This is a genomic window from Moritella sp. 28, assembly GCF_018219435.1.
Lineage (GTDB): Bacteria > Pseudomonadota > Gammaproteobacteria > Enterobacterales > Moritellaceae > Moritella.
This window is the reverse complement of record NZ_CP056121.1, coordinates 3,623,413-3,649,446: the sequence shown is the minus strand read 5'-3', so window position 1 is coordinate 3,649,446 and position 26,034 is coordinate 3,623,413. Positions and strand designations below refer to the sequence as shown.

24 protein-coding genes are annotated in these 26,034 nt (G+C 39.8%); 14 read left to right on the top strand and 10 right to left on the bottom strand.

Annotated features, from left to right (window positions below; genetic code table 11):
- Nucleotides 1-36: 36 nt before the first annotated feature.
- Together HWV02_RS16095 and HWV02_RS16090 are read left to right on the top strand one after the other, a co-directional pair.
- Nucleotides 37-1,032 (top strand): TDT family transporter, encoded by a 996-nt coding sequence (locus HWV02_RS16095; RefSeq protein ID WP_211676770.1) that lies wholly within the window; start codon nt 37-39, stop codon nt 1,030-1,032.
- An 89-nt stretch (nt 1,033-1,121) separates the two neighbouring features.
- Nucleotides 1,122-2,300, top strand: coding sequence for an HD-GYP domain-containing protein (locus HWV02_RS16090; protein WP_211676769.1), 1,179 nt, complete (start codon nt 1,122-1,124; stop codon nt 2,298-2,300).
- A gap of 47 nt (nt 2,301-2,347) precedes the next feature.
- On the opposite strand, the gene HWV02_RS16085 is transcribed toward HWV02_RS16090, so the two are convergent.
- The 6 genes from HWV02_RS16085 to puuE form a co-directional block, all read right to left on the bottom strand.
- Nucleotides 2,348-2,920: an undecaprenyl-diphosphatase gene (locus HWV02_RS16085; RefSeq protein WP_211676768.1), complete on the bottom strand. Its 573-nt coding sequence runs from the start codon at nt 2,918-2,920 to the stop codon at nt 2,348-2,350.
- Between the two features lie 142 nt (nt 2,921-3,062).
- Complete coding sequence (locus HWV02_RS16080; protein ID WP_211688694.1) at nt 3,063-4,214, bottom strand: urate hydroxylase PuuD; 1,152 nt, start codon at nt 4,212-4,214, stop codon at nt 3,063-3,065.
- A 15-nt stretch (nt 4,215-4,229) separates the two neighbouring features.
- The gene (locus HWV02_RS16075; RefSeq protein WP_211688692.1) at nt 4,230-4,766 is read right to left on the bottom strand and encodes an ureidoglycolate lyase; all 537 of its coding nucleotides are present in this window, start codon (nt 4,764-4,766) and stop codon (nt 4,230-4,232) included.
- A gap of 34 nt (nt 4,767-4,800) precedes the next feature.
- Complete coding sequence (alc, locus tag HWV02_RS16070) at nt 4,801-5,796, bottom strand: allantoicase (protein WP_211688690.1); 996 nt, start codon at nt 5,794-5,796, stop codon at nt 4,801-4,803.
- Nucleotides 5,797-5,810: 14 nt separating this feature from the next.
- Nucleotides 5,811-6,338, bottom strand: coding sequence for a 2-oxo-4-hydroxy-4-carboxy-5-ureidoimidazoline decarboxylase (gene uraD / locus HWV02_RS16065; protein ID WP_211676764.1), 528 nt, complete (start codon nt 6,336-6,338; stop codon nt 5,811-5,813).
- A 1-nt stretch (nt 6,339) separates the two neighbouring features.
- A complete protein-coding gene (gene puuE, locus HWV02_RS16060) occupies nt 6,340-7,254 on the bottom strand; it encodes an allantoinase PuuE (RefSeq protein ID WP_211680264.1) in 915 nt (304 codons plus the stop codon).
- Between the two features lie 389 nt (nt 7,255-7,643).
- Between puuE and uraH the strand changes: the two genes are divergently transcribed.
- Together uraH and HWV02_RS16050 are read left to right on the top strand one after the other, a co-directional pair.
- On the top strand, nt 7,644-7,997 hold the full coding sequence (gene uraH, locus HWV02_RS16055) for a hydroxyisourate hydrolase (protein WP_211676763.1): 354 nt from the start codon (nt 7,644-7,646) through the stop codon (nt 7,995-7,997).
- 64 nt (nt 7,998-8,061) lie between these two features.
- Entirely contained in the window at nt 8,062-9,426 is a 1,365-nt protein-coding gene (locus HWV02_RS16050) for an NCS2 family permease (RefSeq protein ID WP_211680262.1), read from the top strand.
- A 116-nt stretch (nt 9,427-9,542) separates the two neighbouring features.
- Here HWV02_RS16050 and HWV02_RS16045 read toward each other — a convergent pair whose 3' ends face one another.
- A complete protein-coding gene (locus HWV02_RS16045) occupies nt 9,543-10,802 on the bottom strand; it encodes a dicarboxylate/amino acid:cation symporter (RefSeq protein ID WP_211676762.1) in 1,260 nt (419 codons plus the stop codon).
- 494 nt (nt 10,803-11,296) lie between these two features.
- On the opposite strand from HWV02_RS16045, the gene HWV02_RS16040 reads away from it, so the two are divergent.
- Together HWV02_RS16040 and menA are read left to right on the top strand one after the other, a co-directional pair.
- Nucleotides 11,297-13,516 (top strand): transporter substrate-binding domain-containing protein, encoded by a 2,220-nt coding sequence (locus HWV02_RS16040; protein WP_211676760.1) that lies wholly within the window; start codon nt 11,297-11,299, stop codon nt 13,514-13,516.
- Between the two features lie 135 nt (nt 13,517-13,651).
- On the top strand, nt 13,652-14,518 hold the full coding sequence (gene menA / locus HWV02_RS16035) for a 1,4-dihydroxy-2-naphthoate octaprenyltransferase (RefSeq protein ID WP_211688688.1): 867 nt from the start codon (nt 13,652-13,654) through the stop codon (nt 14,516-14,518).
- A gap of 93 nt (nt 14,519-14,611) precedes the next feature.
- Here menA and HWV02_RS16030 read toward each other — a convergent pair whose 3' ends face one another.
- The 3 genes from HWV02_RS16030 to HWV02_RS16020 are packed head-to-tail and all read right to left on the bottom strand — an operon-like array spanning nt 14,612 to nt 16,067.
- Entirely contained in the window at nt 14,612-15,070 is a 459-nt protein-coding gene (locus HWV02_RS16030; protein WP_211676758.1) for an LPP20 family lipoprotein, read from the bottom strand.
- Between the two features lie 9 nt (nt 15,071-15,079).
- Nucleotides 15,080-15,766 (bottom strand): FlgO family outer membrane protein, encoded by a 687-nt coding sequence (locus HWV02_RS16025; RefSeq protein WP_211672415.1) that lies wholly within the window; start codon nt 15,764-15,766, stop codon nt 15,080-15,082.
- A gap of 40 nt (nt 15,767-15,806) precedes the next feature.
- Entirely contained in the window at nt 15,807-16,067 is a 261-nt protein-coding gene (locus HWV02_RS16020; RefSeq protein ID WP_211676757.1) for a hypothetical protein, read from the bottom strand.
- Nucleotides 16,068-16,274: 207 nt separating this feature from the next.
- Between HWV02_RS16020 and HWV02_RS16015 the strand changes: the two genes are divergently transcribed.
- The 8 genes from HWV02_RS16015 to HWV02_RS15980 all read left to right on the top strand — a co-directional run bounded on the left by HWV02_RS16015 (nt 16,275) and on the right by HWV02_RS15980 (nt 26,031).
- A complete protein-coding gene (locus HWV02_RS16015) occupies nt 16,275-17,438 on the top strand; it encodes a flagella assembly protein FlgT (protein WP_211676756.1) in 1,164 nt (387 codons plus the stop codon).
- Nucleotides 17,439-17,682: 244 nt separating this feature from the next.
- The gene (locus HWV02_RS16010; protein WP_211672412.1) at nt 17,683-18,765 is read left to right on the top strand and encodes an alpha/beta hydrolase fold domain-containing protein; all 1,083 of its coding nucleotides are present in this window, start codon (nt 17,683-17,685) and stop codon (nt 18,763-18,765) included.
- Between the two features lie 92 nt (nt 18,766-18,857).
- On the top strand, nt 18,858-21,197 hold the full coding sequence (locus tag HWV02_RS16005) for an amidohydrolase family protein (protein WP_211688686.1): 2,340 nt from the start codon (nt 18,858-18,860) through the stop codon (nt 21,195-21,197).
- Between the two features lie 48 nt (nt 21,198-21,245).
- On the top strand, nt 21,246-22,082 hold the full coding sequence (locus HWV02_RS16000; RefSeq protein WP_211688684.1) for a YbaY family lipoprotein: 837 nt from the start codon (nt 21,246-21,248) through the stop codon (nt 22,080-22,082).
- A 256-nt stretch (nt 22,083-22,338) separates the two neighbouring features.
- The gene (locus HWV02_RS15995; protein ID WP_211680260.1) at nt 22,339-22,758 is read left to right on the top strand and encodes an organic hydroperoxide resistance protein; all 420 of its coding nucleotides are present in this window, start codon (nt 22,339-22,341) and stop codon (nt 22,756-22,758) included.
- Nucleotide 22,759: 1 nt separating this feature from the next.
- A complete protein-coding gene (locus HWV02_RS15990) occupies nt 22,760-23,164 on the top strand; it encodes a DoxX family protein (protein WP_211676752.1) in 405 nt (134 codons plus the stop codon).
- Between the two features lie 324 nt (nt 23,165-23,488).
- Nucleotides 23,489-25,276 (top strand): fumarate reductase (quinol) flavoprotein subunit, encoded by a 1,788-nt coding sequence (frdA, locus tag HWV02_RS15985; RefSeq protein ID WP_211676751.1) that lies wholly within the window; start codon nt 23,489-23,491, stop codon nt 25,274-25,276.
- Nucleotides 25,276-26,031, top strand: coding sequence for a succinate dehydrogenase/fumarate reductase iron-sulfur subunit (locus HWV02_RS15980; protein ID WP_274609795.1), 756 nt, complete (start codon nt 25,276-25,278; stop codon nt 26,029-26,031). The genes frdA and HWV02_RS15980 overlap by 1 nt, the downstream gene beginning before the upstream one ends.
- The last annotated feature ends 3 nt before the right edge of the window (nt 26,032-26,034 follow it).

Genomic DNA, 26,034 nt, shown 5'->3' with positions numbered 1-26,034 from the left:
TGTTTATAATGTCTGCATCAACTAGAGAGGTGCATTATGTTAAATCAAATTAGAATTAACTTTAAGTTATTACCAACGCCAGCAGCAGGTCTTGCCCTAGGAATATCATCATTGGGTGCATTGTGGGAGTCGGTTTATGATTTTAATGGTTATATTCAGACTGCTACGGCGGTGGTTGCAGCTGCGATCCTATTTTCCTTGTTGTTGCGTTTTATTATCTATCCAAAAACGTTGTTGAATGATCTTTCTCATCATGTTGTAGGGAGTGTTGTTCCAACATTTGCAATGGCGACTATGGTGGTATCAAATTCGTTAATTACCTCATCACCAGCGCTATCTACAACTATATGGCTGGCTGCTATCGTGGCACATTTGGTATTTTTAGTCGTGTTTCTTTATCATCGTGTTAAAGATATGCAATTACAACATATGGTTCCGAGTTGGTTTGTGCCACCAATTGGTTTGATTGTTGCTGTATTTACCTGTCCTCAACCAGAAAAATTTGAATCTCTTTGTTATGCAATTTTGGTTTTTGGTATAGTTAATTATGCACTGTTATTGCCAGTGATGCTTAATCGCCTTATTTTTGGTGAAAAAATTCAGGCTGGTGCAAAACCGTCAATTGCCATATTAGCGGCGCCAGCGAGTTTATGTCTAACTGGATATTTAGCCTTTGTTTCTGAGCCATCACCAATTATTGTTGCTGTTTTATTAGGTATAGCAGTGTTGATGACTATGGTTATCTATATGGCGCTTCTACATTTATCTCGCTTAACTTTTCACCCTGGTTTTGCAGCCTTTACATTTCCGTTAGTGATTAGTGCTAAGGCTTTATATAGCATTGGTGATTGGCTTGAAAAAGTCGGTATTTCTGAGCATTACATCTCTCAATTACATGTTGTTGCTTTATTTGAATTAGGGGGAGCAACCGTAGTCGTTGCTTGGGTTAGTGCATGCTACATAAAATGTTTAGTCGTTAAATTGCAAAATATGTATATCGCGCATAAAACGCAGATAGCAGTAACTGTATAAAGTCAGTGGTTTGTTATTTGGTATATTTACACGTTATATGGTGATAGAGTAGCTTTTGCTAAAACGTTCCCTTTCTTGAGTTACATATAATGCTTATAGAACAAGATATTACCTGTATTACTATTGGTGCTTACATCGAAAAAATAACCCTTCAAACAGGTAGTTTCAGACTTACTCAACCTGAATGGGTGAAAAACGAGGTAGTGCTTAATAAGCTTATTGAGCTGGGAATCAAGCGCGTATTAGTTAATACTGACAAATTTGATGCGAAAATGGCGGCTACAGCTGCCTCTGAGACGTCAATCACGACAAAGCGAAAGCAAGCGTTTAATGTAAAAATGATGCACGCTAAGGCGCTAGTTTTAACGTCTAAAGATATACAGAGAAAGATATTTCAGCATATTGAAGAGGGGTCTCAAATTGACCTTTGTTCAGTAAGAAACCTCACAACAGAACTAATCGACACCCTATTTACCAATTCTGATGCGCTAATGTGCGCGATAAACATTCGTAATAAAGATGAATATTTATTAGAACACTCCTTTGCTGTTTCTATGTTAATGGCGCTATTTTCTCGTTATCTTGGTATTGAAAAAACAGTGATCAGAGAGTTGGCTATCGGTGCTTTTTTACATGATATTGGTAAGATCCGAACGCCTGATTATATTCTTAATAAACCGGGTAAATTGACACCCGATGAGTTTGGAATTATGAAATTACATGTAAATCATTCCATCGATATTATTAAATCAATTCCTGGTATTTCTAAAATCAGCTTGGATGTTGCGGCCATACACCATGAAAAGTTAAATGGTGAAGGCTATCCATATGGTTTGATGGGACAACAAGTATCTCGATTTGGTCGTATGCTTTCTATCTGTGATATCTATGATGCACTAACTGCAAACCGCTGTTATAAAAAAGGTTTAACCCAGCTAAAATCATTCGGTATTCTGCGTAGTCTGGCTCAAGACGGGCAATTGGATTTGGACTTAGTTCATGCTTTTATTAAATGCATGGGAATCTATCCCGTTGGCTCACTGGTTAAGCTAAATTCTAATCGTTTAGCGATTGTCGAAGGTTATAACAAAGCAGATCCGATTAGACCTAAAGTGAATTCGTTTTATAGCTTAGATAAACGGGATTTTGAGCTAACGAATCAGATTGATTTGTCTATGGTTGATGATGAAATTTCAGCGTCGGTGAGAGCAGATGATTTTGATTTAGATATGGAAGAGATCATGCGATTTTTAGTCAGCGAAGCGTAATAACCAGCAACCGCAACGTGCTGCTGGTTTCATTATTCGCTTCTTATTTATAGAATTCGCCCTGCTAAACGATCACTAATGGAAATAATAACGTTATAACAGCTGGCTAATTTATGTCGAATAGAATGTACCATCATTGCTGAGAGTGCACCGATAATAGCTGCCCCAGCAATGTCGAAAGGGAAATGAACGCCAATATACACACGAGATAGCCCACCAACAACGGCCAGTGCTGTTAACCCGAATGCCAATTTTCTTGTTGCCCGATGAAACAATAAACTAAATGCAATGCAAAACATAAATGTGGTGTGATCAGAGGGAAACGACGAATTTGCAGCGTGTTCAACAAGTGTTGTCCCCAAATTATCCATAAAAGGGCGAGGGTGGAAATAAACCTGAGCAATAAGTGTATTAATCGTGATGCCAACAACAGAAGTCAGCGTCGCCCCAATAAGATAACGCTTCGATTGCTCTTTACTGCGAAACCATAAGATCACGACCAATGCGATAAAGACATAAGGCATTGCTTCTGCGAATAAAATGAAAAGGTAGTCCAAGAGTTGGTTTTGGCCTGCAAATTGATTAATTGCGGAAAAGAGTAAATTGTTTAATTGTTGCATGAAATGGTCTTACCTAAATGAATATCAACGATAAGACCATTATTCTGAAGTAATGTTCATTCTAAACATAAATATCTATATGAAAGGGAGTACTCAGTTCATTCATCATCAACTGAGCACTCATCCTATTATTGGTTAGTGCTTATATTTTTGCGCCTTGGTTTATCCAGTTAATCACGACGATACGTTCATCATCGGTCATTTTGGTTATATTACCTTGGGGCATAACGCGGTTACGCACTGCAGATAACACTCTGTCTGAATTAAGTTTTATGTTTTCAGCTGTATCAAGGTGTACGCCAGCCATAGGCGCAACACCTGCGGTCGCGTGACATACAGCGCAACGTTCTGCGACAATACTTTGCACTTCACTAAACGCGACTTGTGGTGCGCTGTTATCTACTGTTGGCTTAGTGATAAACGCTAAGGTGATCATCGCAAAAGCGGCAAACGGTAATGTCCATGCGTATTTCTGATGCTGGTGACGCGTATTGAAATAATGGCGCACTAACACACTGATAATTGACACTGCGGCTAATATTAACCAATTGTACTCACTCCCATAGGTACTTGGGAAGTGATTACTGATCATGATAAATAACACTGGTAATGTCAGGTAGTTATTATGACGCGAGCGTAGTAGTGCTTTTGCAGGATCTTTCGGATCGGGTTGTTCACCTTTCGATACTGCCGCAACCATTTTTCGTTGACCCGGCATAATCACAAAAAACACGTTGCCAACCATGAGCGAACCGATCATAGCGCCAACATGGATATAGGCTGCACGGCCTGTGAATACCAGTGATAGACCATATGCCACGGCAATGATCATGAGCATCAGTACTGCGCCCATTAATGCGGGTCTCTGCGCTAATGGTGACTCACATAATAAATGATAAACAATCCAACCAACCACAATTGTCGCGATTCCAATAGCAATACCTTGCCATTCAGTTAAGCCTGAACCGGGTGCGATAAGCATCGATTGCGCATTAAAGTAATATACGACGGTTAACAGTGAGATACCGCTAAGGAAAGTTGTGTACGCTTCCCATTTAAACCAATGTAGTGTTTCAGGCATTTTTTCTGGTGCAAGTTTGTACTTTTCTAAGTGATAAATACCACCGCCATGAATAGCCCAAAGGTCACCAGCTAAACCCGTTTTTGGGTTGGTGCGATTAAGATGGTTTTCTAGCCATACAAAATAGAATGAGGCACCGATCCAAGCGATACCAAAAATCATATGCATCCATCGAATCGCAAGATTCAGCCATTCCGTAATATGCGGATCCATAAATACTCCCTGTTATTATAGTTGCGTACTGAGTACGTCTTTATTAAATATACGTGTTTCAGCATCGGTAAAATGTACTTCTTCGCAGTTATTACCCGGTCCAGCGCGATCGACGATCAAAAACTTATCTTGGTTTGTTAACGCGAGGATAGGGTGGTGCCAAACACCTTTGTGATAATTAATACCCTGTGAACCATCGCTGATAAAGCCACGAATGGTTTGGCTATCTAACCGTTCTTGCTTTAAATCACCAGTTGGTGCGGCTACTAAAATTAAATACGCATTGCCAAATAAAGGAATAAACGCCTGTGAACCTAGCGGGTGACGCTCCATCATGCTTACCGATAATGGATAAGTTAATGGTGTTGCCTGAAAGATACTGATGATCGTACGGCCACCCTCCATTTCGGTGTCGACATCGGCAAGCTGATGGTAGCGACGCGTAGAACCATTGTTGATCATGAAATAATCACGATTCGTCGTTGCGATCACATCCCCGTAAGGCTTAAACGCTTCAGCAGTTAATGGTTCAAGTGTAATAATGTTAGTCATCAGCAAGTCCTTTATATTGATAATATAGTCGTGATTATTTAGATACACTACCGAACAGTCGTACCCGGCTAATACCACCGTCTGGATAAATATTTACACGAATGTGAGTAATATCACCAAGCGAGTTCACTTGTTTTTCAAAGTGATGAATATTATCTGCAGATAGTTTTTGTGCTGGTAACAGCTCGCGCCAGAATAAGCTTTGTGCTTGGATTTGTTCTTCGGTACCGCCTGTCACACAAGCTGCTTGAATGTTGACTGAATCTGGAAAATTACCTTTAAAGTGCGCAGTATCGATTTCGATACGATTAATAGTGCCTTTATTACCTAATGCGATAATTACCCAATCATTACCGGGTGTACGACGACGTGCAGTTTCCCAGCCATCACCCATGTTTACACCACGACCTGGATTCAATAAATTACCCATCACACCAAAGTGTTCATCGTTACAAGCAATCGCACGACCGCCGTTTACGGTTGCGGCTAAATCAATTTCTTGATCGGCGCTGATACTATCCCAGTTAATACTTGGCTTTCCGTAAACACGTAAACGTGCAACACCTCCGTCAGGATAAATGTTAAGACGTACGTGGGTATAAGCAGCATCGCTTGTTAGACTAAAGAAATGCTCACTATCACCTTGTAATGATTCTGAACCGAGAATTTCTGTCCATACTGTTTCTGTTTGTGGATCTTGACCATCAGCGACAAAGCAGGCGTCAACAGAGGCTGAAGGTGCATAGTTACCAGTAAAGTTTGATGTATCAATGTTCAAACCTTCAATTGAACCGGGTAAACCCAAACGGACGATACAGTAATCATAACCTTCATGGCGCTTACGGCGAGACTCCCAACCGTCCATCCATTTACCATTTTCATCATATAAGTCGGGTATAAATACCGCGGCTTCTGTTTTTAGCATTCGTTGCTTATCAGCAAAAAAATCATCTGTCGCAAAAATAGCTTCTGCACCGAGCTTTTCATCTGCAAGGTTAATATGGCGGTCAAAGCTTAATTCAGTAGTCATTGTAGTCGTCCTTGTTATAAATCGTTTAAACGAAATGCGGCTATTTTGTTTATTTCTAATAATGCTTGTTTAAACTCGGTGTCGATATTATTTTGAATTCGACGTTTAAAGTCGGCTAGGATTAAAAAACGGTTAGCACCGCGCACAGCTTTGATGAAAGGGAAATTAAATTTCGCTTTATAGGCATCATTGAGTTGTGTGAAATGGGTAAACTCTTCGGCTGTACATTGATCTATTCCTGCACCAGCTTGTTCAGAGGTTGATGCGGAAGTAAGTTCCCCATTAACTGCTGCGCTGCCTGCTAAATCAGGGTGGGCATTGATTAATGCAAGTTGTTGATCAGGAGCCGCCGCAAGTAAAATGTCCGCCATGCATTGCTGTAATGTGGCAATGTTATTGATATCGCCATCAATACCTTGCTGTTGGTATTGTTGATAGGCTTCTTCTGCTACCCAAGGGCTGTGTTCATAGATATCAGCAAACACCGCCACAAAATCGGATTGCGATAGTTGACTTGGGATGCAGGTATTAAAACGTGTCATGTTACGCGTCCTCATATGGGTGATGTTTGATCCAGTGATTTGCTATTTGCTCTCGGGTACATAGCCATACATCATCATGCTGTTGTACGTAATCTAAGAAGCGCTTCAGTGATGCCACGCGACCTGGACGGCCGATTAAGCGGCAATGCAGTCCCACTGACATCATTTTTGGTGATGTTTCGCCTTCAGCATAGAGGGTATCGAAGCTGTCTTTTAAGTATTGAAAGAATTGCTCGCCACTATTAAAACCTTGCGGAGTTGCAAAGCGCATATCATTCACATCTAGGGTATAAGGGATCACTAAGTGCGGTTGATTACTGGCTTTAACCCAATACGGTAGATCATCATCATAGGCGTCCGAGTCATACAAAAAACCACCTTCTTCAGCGACTAAACGTCGGGTGTTAGGACCCAATCTGCCTGTATACCAACCCGTCGGACGTTTCCCTGTTAGCGTTTTGATAATGTCGATAGCTTTATGTAAGTGTTCGCGCTCTTCGGTTTCATCGGTATATTGATAATCAAGCCAGCGATAACCATGGCTGCAAATCTCGTGGTTCGCGGCAACAAATGCTTTGGCGACATCAGGGTGTCTTTCTAATGCCATTGCGACGGCAAATATAGTGAGCGGTATTTGGTAGTCTGAGAATAAGCTTAATAAGCGCCAAACACCCGCACGGCTGCCATACTCATAGCAAGACTCCATACTGAGATTACGCACACCTTGTAGGGGCACTGCGCCGGGCATTTCGGATAGAAAAGCTTCTGATTCACTATCGCCATGTAATACGCAACGCTCGCCACCCTCTTCATAGTTAAGCACAAATGAGATCGCTAAGCGTGCTTTGTTAGGCCAGTTGGCATTTGGCACATTTTGGCCATAACCAATAAGATCTCTGGGATAGGCAACAGTCATCATGACTCCTTATTATGCGTATATTTCGCTAATCACTCTTTAAATTATAGATAAGTAATCACGTTGTTATACAATTATTACAAGTATTGTATACAAGATCTACATAAATGTGTAACAAGTTTGTAAAGGTTGTTCTTGTACCTAAAACGGGGTGGGGTGTTAGTGTATTCTTGGTTTTTTCTATTTATTAATGATTATTATGGGGTTAATTAGGTATTTTTTTTGTGTTTTTAAAACAAAAACCAGATTAATAATTTAACTTTCGAGTGTTTTTCTGTAATCATGTGAAACATAAACTTAACATATTGTATTAATCTATGTATTGAATTTGTAGTTTAGACGATATTTAAGCTGTGATAGTTAATGGCGACAGTAAGGTATTTTTGATTATGAGTGGACTCAGTACACATGTACTTGATACAGCCAATGGTGTTCCAGGTGTTGGTATCAGTATTAAATTATTTAAGGTAGAAGCAGATCAATTAGAGTTAGTCGCTTCAGCTGTTACTAACAGTGATGGGCGAACGGATTCTTTATTATTAACCTGTGATGAACTGCGTGTTGGTAAGTATCAACTACAATTTGATACGGCTGATTATTTCCGTGCTCGTGGAGCGATTGTACCAGAGACTGCTTTCTTAGATGACATTGTGATCCGCTTTGGTATTAGCGATACACAAGCGCATTACCATGTCCCCTTGTTGGTGTCCCCATTCAGCTATTCGACTTATCGTGGTAGCTAGCTGTTAAATCTAAATATTATAAAAACGTAAAATCGGTAAAACCGAATACAATAAGGGAAGTATGATGGATAAAACACAACAAGGATCTGAGTTGCAAGGATCACCTAAAGATGGCTTATTGGAGCGGTTATTTAAACTCTCTAAGCATGGCACTACGGTGAAAACTGAACTTATGGCAGGTTTAACAACCTTCGTTACTATGGCTTACATTATTTTTGTAAACCCAGACATTATGGCCAAGACCGGTATGGATAAGGATGCATTGGTTGTTGCTACCTGTATTGGTGCTGCAATTGGCTGTATGTTGATGGGTCTATATGCAAACTGGCCAGTGGGACTTGCGCCGGGTATGGGGCTTAATGCTTTCTTTACTTATACTGTCGTATTTGACATGGGTTACACTTGGCAGGTTGCGATGGCGGCTGTATTTGTTTCGGGTGTACTCTTTGCGTTAATGAGTTTTTACAAGATCCGAGAATGGATATTGGACAGCATACCGCAGAGTTTGCGCTATGCGATGACAGCTGGTGTAGGTCTCTTTTTAGGTATCATTGGTTTTAAAAATGCGGGAATCGTTGTTGCTTTTGAACCGACTCTGACTACATTAGGTAATTTTAAAGAGCCGAGTGTATTACTTGCCGCATTAACTTTCCTCATTATAGGTTCATTATTCCGTCGAAATCTATTTGGTGCGGTATTAATCGGTATGTTAGTGACAACGCTTGCAGGTATTCCTCTGGGGCTAGTTTCTGCTCCCGCGTCAATTATTTCTACACCACCAAGCATTGCGCCATTATTTATGGCAATGGATTTTGAACACTTGTTTTATAGTGCTGAAGGGCTGTTTAATGTTGGTATGGTAAGTGTCATTATTTCGTTTCTATTTGTGAATATGTTTGATACGGCTGGCACACTAATGGGGGTCGCGGATAAAGCTAATTTAGTTAATGAAAAAGGTGAAATTGAGAACCTGAAAAAATCACTGAAAGCGGATTCTGTATCAAGCGTATTGGGTGCATGTGTGGGTTGTCCGCCAGTAACGTCTTATGTTGAAAGTGCGTCTGGTGTTGCAGCTGGTGGTCGAACGGGTTTAACAGCTGTGACGGTCGGTGTGTTATTCTTAGCGGCGACCTTCTTTACTGATATTGCGTTAATTATTCCAAGTTATGCGACTGCGGGCGCTCTTATTTTCGTTTCTTTCTTGATGATGAGTGGCCTGAGTAAAGTGAATTGGGATGAGTTTACCGATTATGTACCAGCATGTATTACTGCAATTATGATGGCATTTACATTTTCTATTGCTAACGGTATTGCACTTGGTTTTATTGCTTATACTTTCTTGAAATTAGGATCGGGTAAAGCGAGCGAAATTTCAATTAGTATCTGGGTACTAACTGCAGTGTTTGTAGCTAAGTTAGCATTTATGTAAACACGGATTTAAACTAAATAAGAAAGCCACTGATGTTGTCCAATAAATAGGAAACTTATCAGTGGCTTCTTTGTTTGTACGGTTTAGGTATACCGTACAGCTATATCACGTTATCACTATTTTGCGTTGTAAATCGTGGTATCTAATTCTTTTTCTGATTTAGCAATGATCACCGAAGCTGCGATATCACCAGAAATATTAACGGTAGTACGTGCCATATCCAGGATACGGTCGATACCGGCAATCAGTGCGACACCTTCAACAGGTAGACCAACAGTAGTAAGTACTAACGTTAGCATGATAAGACCCGCACCTGGTACACCGGCAGTACCAATCGATGCTAATGTCGCTGTTAAGATAATTGTGATGTATTCAGGCATGCCTAAATCAATACCAAATGCTTGTGCAACAAATAGTGTAGTTACACCTTGATAAAGCGCCGTGCCATCCATGTTGATTGTGGTACCCAGTGGTAATACAAAGCTTGATACGCCTTTTGATACACCGAGCTTCTCACGTGCACACTTCATTGATACTGGTAATGTTCCTGCACTTGATGTCGTGGTGAAAGCAACAATTTGCGCATCAACAATACCGCGAAAATATTGTACTGGACTTAGTTTTGCAATGAATACAATCAGTGCGCTATAAACACCTAACACATGCAAGATGCTACCAAGGTAAACCGCGCCAATGACTTTCATTAGTGGTAATAGTAGCGCTAAACCAAATTTACCAGCCACCCATGCCATTAATGCAAATACACCGTACGGTGCGAGTTTCATCACGAGATCCGTTAGCTTGTACATTGCTTCTGCAAGGCTTTCGAAAACCGCGATCGCTGGTTTTCCTTTTTCACCAATCAGGGTCAGTGATATACCAAGTGCCACGGCAAACACGATGATTTGTAGGATATGACCTTGAGCTAGTGCACCTACAGGGTTAGTTGGTACTAGTGCGACCAGTGTATCAGCTAATGACGTTGTTTCTTTTACTGTTTCAACTTGTTGAGCGACTAAGCCTAGACCTGTGCCAGGTTGTAACACATTACCCAATAATAGGCCGATGGAGATCGCAACAGCAGTAGAAAGGAGATAGAACATCACAGCTTTAAAACCAATGCGTCCCATTTTACTGGTATCTTGCATTGAAGTTATACCAACAATGATCGAGCAGAAAACCAGTGGCACGATTAGCATCTTAATGGTGTTAACAAATAATGACCCGATTGGTTTTAGAATGACAGCATCTTCACCAAAGGTAATACCCACGGTAATACCGAGGATCATACCGATAACAATTTTCTGCCAAAGGGGTAAGTTAAACCATAATTTTTGGCTTAAAGTTGGGGTACCTACTGATTCAGTATTACTCAAAATTGACGTCCTCTACTTTTTCTATCGTAATGTGGAGCATAACCTGCTGTGAATTCATTCAGCACAGTTGAGAGCGGTCAGTTTATCGGTCATGTTGTAAATGTAAAGCCATTCATGCTTTCCTTTTGGTAATATTTAGTTATGTGTGCTGTATCATGCATTTTTATTGGTTTTCTTGTTGCTAAAGTGAACTTTACATAACCAAAATGAGTTACTGTTGACGATTCTATTGTTACTGTGTAATTATTTCATTATCTTTTTAACATCAGTAATCAGTGATTTATAACCATCGGTAATTAACATAACTATCGTATCTTTTGAGTTTGGCTTGAGTGCTTTTTGCTTAATGTAAACAACCAAGGTAACACCAATAAAGAAAGAAATAAGCATAATTAGAAAGCCCTATATAGAGTGTGAGTTAGGTTATTGATAATAACATAATCAGATAACCACGAAATACTCGAGTGGTACTATAAACATTATAAAGGAATGTAATGTATAAATTTTTAATAACTAAGACAGCCCAAAAGATTTACTTTGTGCTGGCTACCATGCTGATTATTGGTACGTTCATCGTATCTTTACAGCCAAATACAGTGGTAAGTTCAAATCCTACGATCAGTATCGAACCTGCTATTCAGTCTATTGTCACTAACAATTCTTCTATAGTGGCAACCAACGATGTGATTCCTGATGTCGATATTGTACCCATTCCACCAGTCGCCGTGTCAATTCAGAAGGTATTACGTGTGTTAACGTGGGCGGGCGGTGAAATTATTTTCCCTCGTCGCGGGCACCCACAAAATATTGAATTAGAGTATCTGCAACGATTTGCTGACGAAAACAATTTAAAAATTGAAAAAATTCGTGTTAAAAAGTTTGTTGATCTTATTCCTATGCTGCTAGGAGGCAAAGGCGATCTTATTGCTGCAAATCTAACGAAGACACGTGGTCGAGCTAAATTGGTTAATTTTACAGAACCTTATTTACTTACTAAAGAATATTTGGTGATGGGTAGCCAAAGTAAAAGTTTAAACTCAGCTAAAGACTTGAATGGTCGTGAAATCGTTATTCAAAAGGGGAAGAGTTACGAGTCGACTGCGTTAGGATTACAAAAAATATATCCTAAGCTTAAAGTTCGTTTAGTTGATAGCGCTATTAGCCACGAAGCCTTATACGATAAGCTAGCCAGTGGTGAGTACGATATTACCATCCAAGATAAAAACTTAATTAAGTCAGCAATTGCTTATCGTGATGACATTAAAATGAGCTTGCAGGCAAGTGTGACGCGTCAACTTGGTTGGGGTGTTGATCCAAATAACAAGACGTTGTTAAAACAACTAAATCAATTTTTAAAAGAACAAAATTTGATTGCTAACGTTAAGCGAAAATCAAAACATAGTAATAAAACCCAATGGCAGAAAATTCAAGAATCTAGAACAGTCCGCTTTGTATTACGTAATAACCTTTCTTCTTATTATATTTGGCGTGGTGAGTTACTTGGTTTCCATTATGAATTAGCAAAACGCTTTGCTAAAGAGCATAAGCTGCGCTATGAAATTATTGTCGCACCGAACAATGTCGCTTTACTTGATTATTTGCTTGAGGATAAAGCAGATATCGCATTGGGATTTTTAACTCCGACGGTACAGCGACGAGATAAGGGGATCGCTTTCTCTCGCCCGTATCATTACGCTTCTGAGTTAGTAGTCGCCCATAAAGATCATCCTGAAATTAGTTCTACCGTCGAACTCGCTAATAGTAATATTTATATTAGACCATCGAGCTCGTATTGGGAGAGTGCTGTGGAATTGAAAAAAACGGTCAAAAATATTAATTTGATTGGCGTACCAGAAAGTCAGGAAACAGAATCAATCATTGAAAAAGTGGGGGATAAAGAATACGAGATGACGATCGCAGATAGTCATATTGTTGATATTGAAATGACATTTCGTGATGATATTCAGTCGTTAATGGCATTAGGTGCACCTAAATCCCAAAGCTGGGCGGTTACATCGGGAAATAATAAGCTATTAGAAAAATCGAATGCCTTTATTAAGAAGCATTACAAGGGGCTATTTTATAACGTTATTTACAATAAATACTTTAAAAATCAAAGACGTTTAGATACCCACTATAAAGATTACGTTCGTCAAAATAATTCCGGCGTATTATCACCTTATGATGACATTGTGAAAGAATACGCGAGCCAATATGATTTTGATTGGCGTTTGTTAGTATCACAAATGCATCAAGAAAGTCGTTTCAATCCTAACGCTAAATCAATGGCGGGCGCGAAAGGTTTGTTCCAATTAATGCCGCGTACAGCGAAAGAATTAGGGATCAGTAATGTGCATGTTCCTAAGCAGGGTATTAAAGCCGGTGTTTTGTATATGAATTGGGTGCGTGAACGTATGCGTAAAGATGAGGTTAAAGATAATCAGTTAATCTGGTTCACGTTAGCGTCATATAATGCCGGGGCTGGGCATGTTCGAGATGCAATGCGTTTAGCTAAACAAAAAGGATGGCGTGATGATGTCTGGTTTGGCCATGTAGAGAAAGCCATGTTATTGCTGTCTCAATCTAAATATGCAGCTAAAGCGCGTTATGGGTATGTGCGTGGACAAGAGCCTGTGCATTACATTCGTGAGATTAAGCGACGTTTTGAAACATATGATAATATTTTGAGAAAAGAGCGGTTTACGAGTAAATAATCGTTGGTTATTACACTAAATATTGCGTAAGGTCATTCTATTTGGGATGACCTTTTTTATCCCCTTAATAAAAGTGGACATCACTAAAGGGGTATTTTATGCTGGTTTCATTCTCTTTTTACGCCGTTAAATACTATGAATTCATTATCCTCTTGGTTTCTTGTTACACGTCCAAAAACGTTACTGGTCGCACTGGCGGTTATTTTACTTGGGCAAACGCTAGCTTGGGTCGACTCCCCACATAATTTCAGTTTTTATATCGCCATTCTTTGCATGATTTGCTGCATGACATTACAAATTGCGGTTAACCTTTCTAATGATTATTTCGATGGTAAAAATGGTGTCGACGGTGATGATAGACTCGGTCCTGCTCGTGCGTTGCAAAAAGGGCTCATATCGGCTGAACATTTGCGCGCTGGTATCATTACCATGTGTATTCTGGCTATTGTCAGTGGTTGTTATCTTATCTATGTGGGTGGCTGGATTTATGTTTTGTTAGGGTTGCTATCACTAGTTGGTGTGTATATTTATAGCGGTGGCCCTCGACCACTGGCTTCACATGGACTTGGTGAGGTGGCTGTTTTTCTTTATTTTGGTTGGCTTGCCGTTGTCGGAAGTTACTATCTGCAGGTACAAGTGCTGACTATCGATGTCTTTATTCCGGCTAGTCAGATAGGCTTTCTCGTTGTCGCAATTATGCTGGTGAATAACATTCGTGATATTACTTCCGATCGTCGCGCGAAAAAATTTACCTTAGCAACCCGCTTGGGCGTGAAAGCAAGTAAGCACCTTTATTGTATAACTATGCTATTACCTTCGTTATTAATGACTGTGGACAGTTACCCTGTACTCATTATGATTTTAGTATTGCCAGTGCAACTCGCATTGTGTATCGCTATTTATCAACGTAATGGCAAACAATTAAATTTGCAGTTAGCGCAAACCTCGATGACGGTATTATTGTGGGGGATATTGTATTCGGCGGATTTAGTCATTGGTTAATGTAGAATAGATAGGTTATTAATGAGTGAAAAATACCGAGTTGGGATGTAACTCGGTATTTCTATTTTAGGGTATCTTCAAATACGGATGTACTTAATAGCGTGTTTTTTGGACGCGAGTTGGCATTGACGATGTATTCTTATATAACTCAAAAACGCGTTTAAAATCGAGCTCTAGCTCTGTTGCGTATACATCTTCATTAATAGGGTAAGTTTGCACCACTCGTGCACCACGGATGATACCGGATACTGATGCCTCCATTTTCTCGCCTTGCAGCGTTCGCGATCTATAGTTGGTATCACTATAAATCTCTTGGCCACTGACTTGCTCTGCTAACTCTCGATAAGCATCTAATTTAGATGCACGCATTGCATTAAGCATGCGTTCACTTTCACTATTGCCTGGCTGAGAACTCAACGCAGCATAGCCAACTGCTTTGAGTACAGGGAAGGACTTTGGTTCTTTGATATCATAAACCGTATTTTTTTCTAATAGTGTACAACCTGTTAAACTAACCAGAGTTACAAGCATAAGCAAACGCAGATATTTCATTGATAAACCTTAATTAGTAATACGAACAGAAGGCGCTGAACCAGTACGATAAATATAACGACCACGGCCTTCGAGTGGCCCCATACTATTTGAACCACCAATCACCAAATGGTTAGGGATAATGCCTTGCGCTGTTGACTCAACAAAACCTGATTCCATATTAATGACCCGCATATTAACGATCACACCTTCACTGTTACGTGACATGGTGCCCGTTAGGATGCGTGATACAGGTAATTGACCGCGTAATTTTTTCCAATCACGGGTGAATACAAAATCACCCTGACCAGTCACACTGATAGTACCTGTGGTTTTATAGTCAATCACTGGAATACGGCGAATGGTTAATTCGTGAATAAAGGATTCCGATAGCGATTGGCCGAGCCAATTTGTTGTCGACAGATCGTCAAGGTTGACGAAAGAAGTGACGGCAATCGGTTCATTATTGGGAATAATAGACAAATCATTGACGATCAATTGATCCGCTAAACCACGGATGATAAAACTTAATTCTTGGGTGTAGTTTATCGGCTGGTTTGGTAACAAACTTCTTGGATATTTTGGCTCATAAGAATTACCACCCCAAGTTGAATGAGGCGGTGTTTCTTTATCCTCGTCAGGGGTACTAGGTGGCTGTTTTAATGCACAACCGTTGAGTAAGGTAATTAGGCTGATAGCTATGACTGCCTTTTTCATATTACTTCCTTAAGTGCTTTTAATTATTGTCGTTAAACCGTTATTTTCCGCTGGTTGAGGTGTCTCGGCGGTAAGGATAGGTATAAGGACTTCTGAATATATTATTGTATTGTTCTTTAGTAAGCACACTTTGTGCCATATTGGCATTTGGCTGGTAAACAGGTTGAACAATAATCTGTTTAATAACGACAGGCTGTACTTTGGTATTTGCGCCCGTTAATAAAACATGTCCAGGTTCTTCTATCACTGTGCATGCTGAAGTCAACACAACCGCTAATGACGGTAGTAAAAAACGCTTCATATTTGTTCCTAAAGTTGCGCGATACGTGATTATAGATAAATACAAGCAAATTACTTGCCAATAAGGTAGGTTCGGTATTATTTATTATTATAATAGCGTTTTATCTATATAACTTAACCTCGATACTGTTTTATTTTTATAAAAATTTGATCTGGTACAAATTTTGCTTTTAAAATAGACATATTCAGAATTAATATGCGATTAAAAATGAAAAACGTTCTCCTACTATTATTAGTTTGTTGTTCTTTCACTCTACATGCGGAATGGTATGAGGTTGAGGGTGAGGCTATTATTATTGATGGTGATGTTGATATTGCTCGCGAGTTAGCAGTACGTAATGCATTGAAACAAGCACTGTTATATGCTGGCGCGTCGGTTTCAAGCTTACAAAGCTTTAATGGTGGGAAAATATTATCTGATCGATTTCAGGTCCGTATGGATGGCGAAGTGAGAGATATTCGCTTAAAAAGTGAGTCGGTAAAGCTGGATAAAATCAGCGTTCAAATTGTCACTGATATTGTTGCAGACCGTAATAAATGCTTGAGTGCAGGGTATCAAAAATCTGTGTCTTTATTGCGTTTTGGTATTAGACATCGTGAACAAGCCAGTTATGGTGGTATCTATAACATAAACGAATCTTTCAGTCGTTTGTTGTACCAAAGTTTACGTAAAAATAGTCAAACATTTGATGCGCGTGAATTTATTAATCAAAACATTGGTTTTAGCGGCAGCTCTTTGCCGCTGCGAGGTAATTTAACAGCACAAGAAATTAAGCAAATTAGTAAGTCAGCAGATAGCCAATATATTATTTTGGGCTCGATTACCGACTTATCGACATTTAAACCAGTTGTGAATGGTATCGCGAAGATATTTGCCGGTGACTTACCAGATCGTAATTTCCGGCTGAATATACAAGTTTTTGATGGCTTTAATGGCAATTTATTGTTTGATCGTAACTACAGTAAAGTGGCAAAGTGGGAGTTTGCTAAGCACCGTATTGTGGATACGAATACGTTAAAATTTTGGCGCTCTGAGTTTGGTGCATCTTTACAACTAATTATTGACGATGTATTGTTTGATTTAGATGCAAGTTTGCAATGTAAATTGGTGGAAGCGCGTGTTATTGCTGTTGATGGTAATGAAGTGAACATTAATATCGGTCGTAATAATGGCTTAAAATTAGGCGATCAATTTATGATAAAACACACGGGTAGTTATGTTGATCAGTTTGGTATCAGCCGTAAAAAAGAAACCAATAGTAGTAGCCAGGTTGAAGTAACCAAACTGTATGATCAGCAAGCAAGTTTGATGACGGTTGATAGACAACCGACTGCCAATGTACAAATAGATGATTTGGTGATTTTAAACTAGTTAATTTAGTGGTTGTGACTGTTTGTCTACAACCAGTTTAGGTAAATGCTATTGGCTTGCTTGACTGTAGCTGATCGTAGGGTTTGTGATATAGCGCTATATTAACGTTAATATTTTTAGGCTAATCTTGTGTTATTGTTATATTTTTTACACGGCCTGATTACTTTTTTAAATAAAACTGCTATTGCTTTTATTCCAGTTTATTGCTTGATTAGTGGTTGTTCAAACACGGGATACTATCATTATGTGGTTTTTGATTATTGCTATTACTATTTTAGTTCTTTTTCTTTTTATTCGTAATTTGTATGGCGAAGATCTTCGTCAATACGATAGTGCGGATTTAAATGCGACGTTTTATCGTCCGACACCTTCGTATAAATACCCTCAAGCGCTAGAGTTGCTCGCAAGTATTCAAGAGCCAATCGATTTTATTAAACCGAGTAAATATCTTTATGCATTGCGAAAAAATATTGATCGTTTAGGTGATGTTGAATTGGATTGTCAGATCATCCCTGTATCGACCAGTTTTCAAGGCCATAACATTATGGGTGAGTGGATTATAAATAAAAAAAGTGATGTAAATAAGCGCTTACTTTATATTCATGGTGGTGGTTTTGCGGTGGGCAGTGCGAAGAGTCACCGGGTGGTTACAGAGCGTTTAGCACGTGAACTTGGTGTTGCAGTGTTTGCTGTGAATTATGCAATGATCCCTGATGGTAAGCGTGAGCAGGGGATCTATGATTGCCGTTATGCGTATCAATGGCTACTCGCCAATAACCCAAATAATGAACAGGCATGTCATCGTATCTATGCGGCTGGAGATTCTGCTGGGGGGAATTTAACATTATCCTTAATTGGCTGGCTAAAGCATCAAAAAATTCGTCAGGTTGATGCTGCCATTGCGATATGTCCTTGTATTGATAGTACCTTTAGTTATGACAGCTTGAGCTATAATGCTAAAACTGACTTTTTACTTAACCCATTCATGGGTAAGTTTCACCATTTTCCTCAATTTATATTACTTATCTGGGTAACCATTCTTTTCCGGATGAATCCTAGCGATCCGAGAGTATCGCCAATTTTTGGTGACTTATCTGGTTTACCGCCAATTTTGATTCATGCAAGTGATACCGAAATGATGGTGGATGACTCGCGACGTTATATGAATAAGGCGTGCTCGCAAGGTTCTGATGTGCGCTTGCAAACATGGTCTAATATGTTGCATGTGTGGCATTTATTTGATTTAGAAGAGGCCGATGAAGCGTACGCTGAAATCCGTCAATTTGTGCAACAATGTGATGATGAGTTGGAAATGATTGCAAGTTAGCTATCCGGTTAGCGCAACGTGATTTTATGGTTTTATAGCGCCTGTTATGCTATTTTATTTATAATTTCACTGACTTATAAAGGAGTGGCTGAATGTCAACTCAAGGCTTAGCTAGCCCTATCCAATTGTTTTCTGTTTCGGTGCAGTGGTTTATACAAATTATATTATTGTGCAGCCTATTGTTCAGTATGCACGTTAATGCCACTGTGGCGGTCGAGGGAGCTGCGATCACTGTGTCGGATGAGTTGATAGCTACTCAATTAGCAGACAAACAATCACAGCCCGTAGGTATAGCACATGCTATTGACAACGCCGCGTTAAAAGAACCTGTTTCTAGTGATTTATCAATACAGAATCCCACTACTTTACTTGTAAAGACATTACCTATCATTGCTGACTCCATTTATTTTGGTGGTGATATTTTGACGATGGAAGGGGTTGAGCCGACTTATACTGAATCAGTTGCAACGAAAGATAAAAAAATAATTTTTGTTGGTTCTAAAATAGAAGCAATGAAGTTCAGTGGGGATAATACCAAGCTAATTAATATTAGCGGGAAAACCATGTTACCCGGTTTTATCGACCCGCACGTACACCCTTCAATCGCGGCTGTTATTTTGCCTAATGAGATTATTGCTCCTTATGATTGGGTGTTACCTAACGTAGTTAAGAAAGGGGTATCTGGTCATTTCGCTTACCTTGAGCGTTTAAAGCAATCAATTGATGATAATGCCGAGAAAGATCGCGTCTTTTTTGTGTGGGGGTATCATCAACTTTGGCACGGTGAATTAACACGTGAGATATTAAATGAACTGTCACCAGACAAACCTGTTGCTATTATTCACCGCTCCTTCCATGAAATATTCTTGAACGATGCCGCCATTAAAAAATTTGGTCTTAAACAGAGTGACTTTGCTGAAAATTCGCAAGTTGATTGGGACAAAGGTCATTTTTATGAAGGTGGTTGGTTAGCATTATTGCCTAAAATTACTGCTGATTTAATTAATCCTGAAAGTTATAAATTAGGGTTAAATATTATGTCTCAATTAGTGCTTAAAAATGGCATTACAACGATAGCTGAACCGGGTTTCCCTAGCTCTAATTTTGATTTGGAATATCAATTACTAAAATCAGAAATGGATCAAAAACCACCTTATGATGTCTTTCTCATCCCGAGTGGTACGTATTTATATAATGCAAATGGGCAGAGTAATCAGAAAGCATTAGATTTCATCGAAACTTTAGAAGATGAATATAATACCGAGAATATTAAATTTTTACCTAAGCAAATTAAGCTGTTTGCGGATGGTGCTATTTACTCTCAGTTGATGCAAATGCAAGATGGTTATTTAGATGGTCATGAAGGTGAGTGGATGACGCCATTGGATTTATTCCAGCAACAACTCAGTTTTTATTGGAAAAATGGTTATCAGATCCATGTGCATGCTAATGGTGATTTAGGTATTCAGAAAGTATTGGATTTTAATCAAGCTGATCAAGTTCAATTAGCGCGAAAGGACCATCGATTTACTTTGCACCACATGGGTTTTTTCACCAAGAAACAAGTAAAACAGATGGCTGAATTAGACATCGAAGTATCTGTGAATCCGTATTATTTATGGGCCTTAGCGGATAAATATTCGGAAGTTGGATTGGGCAGTGATCGTGCCGAAAACTTGGTGCGTGTTAATAGTTTGATGAAGAAAAATATTCCAGTGTCATTTCATTCTGATTTTGCTATGGCACCTATGGAACCGCTAACACTTGTTTGGACTGCGGTTAACCGAGAAACATCGGAGCTTAACAAAGTATCGCAAAAAGAACGTATTACTGCCTATCAGGCGATGCAGGCTATTACCATTAATGCAGCCCATACGTTAAGATTGGAAGATAAAATTGGTTCTATCGTTGTGGGTAAAACAGCTAATTTCACCTTGCTTGAGCAAAACCCGTTAAAAGTAACGCCAATGCAGATTAAAGATATTCCAGTGTGGGGCGTCGTTTTTGAAGACCAGATAAATACAGTCGTGTCTGCGCCTAAAATGAAGCATTTAGAAACGCGTGTTATCTATTTAGAGCGTCAGAGCTTACCGCCGTCTTCAACCGTTACTATTACGTTGGAAGATATCTCTAAAACCGATATAAGCAGTTCAATACTAGGCCAAAAAACGATCGAAGCCCATACGTCACCCCCTTATAATATTTCGTTACAATACGATCCCGCATTATTTGATAACAATGGTCAGTATGTTGTTCGCGCGAGAATTGAACATAATGGTAAACCACTGTACTCAGCTACTCTAGATTTACCTGAGTTGAATAAGCTGTCAGGACAGTTATTTGAATTGGTGCTAAAACCAATTTCTATTTTACAGCAACCCGATACTGTCAGTGATACTGAACAGATTCCTCAATCAACGCCTTCGCAGTAAGTTGATAAGCCGGTGATTAATATGAAATTTTTTAAGGTGGTTATTTACATGCAAAAAAATAGACGTCTGTTAAATCGTAAAACGCTTTTAACCTGTACCGTTTTTGGCAGCTTGTTAATGGGCTTGAGTGGTTGTGCAACTACCGATCAGGGAAGTGCTAAAGTTGGGCAAGCGGTAACTACCCAGCAACATAGCATTATAGCGAATGTGTTTTACCTACAGCGTATTGCTTTACCACCGGGTGCACAAGTGAGCTTGGTATTGGAAGATATTTCGAAAATGGATGTGGCAGCTGAAATTATTGCTCAGCAAACGATCACTGCTGCCGGGTCTCCACCCTATAAAATGGATTTACGCTATAACGCTGCGAAAATAAAGCCACAGCATCGTTATGCGTTACGGGCGCAGATCGAGCTTGATGGTCAGTTATTATTTACTAATACTGAGCAAGTTGATGCGTTTGCTAAGCAGAGTGCGAAACCAACCGAAATTTTGGTTTCGCCAGTACGCGCTGGCATCAATGGTTATGGACAAGTACGTTTAACGGGGACACACTGGCAGTTATCTATGTTAGGTACAGAGGCAGTTACTGCAGATGTGACTCTACACATACCCTATATTACATTCAGTCAAGATGATAATAAAGTGATGGGGTTTGCGGGCTGCAACCGTTTTAGTGGTAATTATGACAGACAGGCGAATAACGTTAATCTGACGCAAATATTAACAACTAAAAAACTATGTTTTCAACAAATGAATGTAGAAGCGCAATTTTTAACGGCTTTATCAGAAACTGATAATTATAACGTAATTGATAATACTTTAACGTTATACAGTAATAGCGGTCTTGCGTTAGGGAAATTTACAGCCCAAAAAAAGAAGTAGTAATGTAGCTCTCTATAACGAAGGTCGTTGAGTTGCTGTTGCCGATAACCAGCTGTTATTAGATCATCTAGCCTTTATTTTCTTTCTGATTATATAAGCACTGTCATGTTTTTCATGATGGTGCTTTTTTCTATTTATGACTCATTCAATATAAATTGCGCGCAATCTAGTTGTAATTTATCGTCTTCAGGAATATAGTAGATGCAATTGAGTTGTGCGCAATGTAATTTAATCTAATCTAATTAAGGAATTTATGATGACAACACTTTATACAACAACTGCAACAGCATCTGCGGGTCGTAACGGTCAAGTTGCGACTGATGATGGCATGTTATCGCTAGAACTAAGCTATCCAAAAGAAATGGGTGGCACTGGTGCTGCAACCAATCCGGAGCAGTTATTTGCTGCTGGTTATGCAGCTTGTTTTTCTAATGCCATCTTGCATGTTGCGCGCGAAATGAAAATTAAAATTACAGCTGCGCCTGTAGCTGCAGAGGTTGGTATTAGTCCTAACGCGACGGGTGGTTTTGCGTTAACAGTAAGCCTTGCTATTGAGTTAGCATTACTGCAAGCGGAAGCAGAGACGTTGGTGGCTACGGCACATCAGGTTTGCCCTTACTCAAACGCGATACGTGGTAATATAGATGTTCAACTTAGCGTAAAGGGTCAAGCATAAAATGAATACTGTATTACTTACCGTTGGCCGCATCATGTTGGCGCTGTACTTCTTAATTCCAGGCATCATGAAGTTTGTGTCTTGGGACATGCACATTGGTTTAATGGAAAAGCATAACATGCCATTTGTGCCTGTATTACTCGCTGCGGCAGGCATATTTCAGGTTGTTGCTGCGCTTTTACTGATTGCTAATCGTTATACCGCTATTGTTGCTTTACTGCTGGCAGGACTTGTGTTGGTTATTAATGTTAACTTGCATGATTTTTGGAACCTAACTGGTCTTGAAGGGGCGCATGAAATGCAAAACTTCATTAAAAACCTCGGTATTTTTGCTGGGTTATTGGTGTTATCAGGCCATTATTGGTCATCACTTAAAGTGGCTAACACCGATAGTATTGAAAAGTAACGTCGCTAATCTTTGATAAGTAATTTTGTTGAGAGATGACAGTCCCGTTATTTCTTATTTTGAAAGCACTAAAGCTGAAATCACAGCTTTAGTGCTTTCTGTTTTGTGGCTGCCGTACTATGGTTGCTTTGGTATATTTTATGCCTGCCATATGCGCGTTGTTAGTAGATGTGTATCCATAAAATAGACCTGTTTTTAATCAATCTATCCAGTTGAATATTTAGATATTGTTATTGATTCACATCAAGATCTACAGCTACAACCCATATTAAAATACCCCTTATTGGTTACTTGTTTTTAAGCTGACTTTTGATGTGGGTGAAAATGCATAAATTTAAAATAATTAAAACAGATGTCGCCATTATTGGTGCCGGGGGCTCGGGATTACGAGCTGCAATTGAAATCGCGGAAAATCATCCAGATCTTGATATTGCACTTATTTCCAAGGTCTATCCGATGCGCAGCCATACCGTCGCAGCAGAAGGCGGTGCCGCAGGTGTAGCACAAGATCATGATTCTTTAGAAAACCATTTTAACGATACGGTTTCCGGTGGTGATTGGTTATGTGAACAAGATGTGGTCGAGTACTTCGTCGAGAATGCTGCGAAACAACTCACGCAATTAGAGCATTGGGGCTGTCCGTGGAGTCGTAAACCAGACGGTTCAATTAATGTTCGAGCCTTTGGCGGCATGAAAATTGAACGCACTTGGTTTGCAGCCGATAAAAGTGGCTTTCATATTTTACATACGCTGTTTCAAACTTCGATACAGCACCCTAAGATCACTCGATTCGATGAGCATTTTTGTTTAGACCTAATTGTTGAAGATAACAAGATCCAAGGTGTTGTTATTCTTGATATCGCTGAAGGTGAAATCAAACTGATCCAAGCAAAATCGGTGATCATGGCTACTGGTGGTGCAGGGCGTGTGTACAGCTATAATACCAACGGTGGCATTGTTACTGGTGATGGTATGTCACTGGCTTATCGTCATGGTATTGCACTGCGCGATATGGAATTTGTACAGTATCACCCAACAGGCTTACCGGGCAGCGGCATTTTAATGACCGAAGGTTGCCGTGGTGAAGGTGGTATCTTAGTGAACAAAGATGGCTACCGATATTTGCAAGATTACGGTTTGGGACCTGAAGTACCTGTAGGGCAAACTAAGAATAAATACATGGAACTCGGCCCCCGTGACAAACTCAGTCAATGTTTCTGGCAAGAACAGCAAAAAGGCAGGGTAGTCGAAGGTGAACGTGGTGATTATATTTATTTAGACCTGCGTCATCTCGGCGAAGATAAAATTAATGAGCGCCTGCCATTTATCCGTGAACTCGCAAAAGCGTATGTCGGTGTTGACCCAGTATATGATCCAATTCCAGTGCGCCCAACAGTACATTATACGATGGGTGGTATTGCCACTGATGCTAAAACAGCAACCTCGCTTTCTGGTCTGTATGCTATTGGTGAGTGTGCATCTGTTGGTTTACATGGCGCTAACCGACTTGGTTCGAACTCGCTGACAGAACTTGCTGTATTTGGTCAACTTGCAGGTCAAGAAGCAGCTAATTATGCGAGTAATCATCAGCATAAAGATATTGCACCACTGAAAGCACAAGCTGAAGCGGTAATTAAACGCATGAATGACCTTCTGCATAGCGATGGTTCTGAAAAACCTGCTGATATTCGTCAAGAAATGGGCGACTGCATGGAAGAGGGCGTTGGTATCTACCGTACTCAAGCATCGATGCAAAAGACGATTGATAAATTAGCCGAGCTTAAGCAGCGTTATAAACATATTAAGGTCGAAGATAAATCGAGCGTCTTTAACACTGACTTCTTATACACAATTGAACTGGGCTATTTACTCGATACGGCAGAAGCAATGGCACACAGTGCGATTTTACGTGAAGAATCTCGAGGTTCTCATCAACGTATTGATGGCTTTGAAGCGCGTGATGATGTGAAATTTTTAAAACATTCACTTGCGTACTACCAAGCAGACAAAGCACCAAAAATTGATTATAGCGATGTAAAGATCACCAAGAGTCAGCCCGCAGTCCGTGCTTATGGTGCTGCTGGTGAAAAATTAGCGCAGGAGGCAAAATAATGACTCACCAAAGTATTAAAATCGATATTCTTCGTTACCGCCCCGAAATGGATGATAAGCCTTTTACCCAAACGTTTGAACTGCCCTACAAAGCCGATATGTCTATTTTAGAGGCTCTGCAATATATTAAAGACAATCTGGATAGTACTATTAGCTTCCGTTGGTCTTGTCGTATGGCGATCTGTGGCAGTTGTGGTTTGATGGTTGATGGTGTACCAAAGCTAGGTTGTAAAGCGTTCCTGCGTGATTACTACCCTAATAATGTCAAACTTGAACCATTGGCTAATTTCCCTATTGAGCGTGACTTAGTGGTGGTAATGGATGACTTTATTCAAAAATTAGAAGGCATAAAGCCTTATATCATTCCTGAAAAAACAGGTTCACAAGAGAAGAAATGTTTATCTGACGGCGCTTATAAGCAAACACCTGAACAAATGGATAAATACAAAAAATTCTCAATGTGCATTAACTGCGGCCTTTGTTATGCAGCCTGCCCACAATATGCGTTAGACACTAAATTTACCGGGCCTGCAGCTCTTGCATTACTCGCGCGTTATAACCGCGACAGTCGCGATGCTGGTACAGCTGAACGCATGAAAATAGTCAATCAAGAAGAGGGCGTTTGGGGTTGTACGTTTGTTGGTTATTGTTCCGTGGTTTGCCCAAAAGGGGTTGATCCAGCGGGGGCTATTCAATTGCTAAAAGTTGAAAGCAGTAAAGACTATTTAATAGGTATGTTTCAGCCTGATCAATAAACA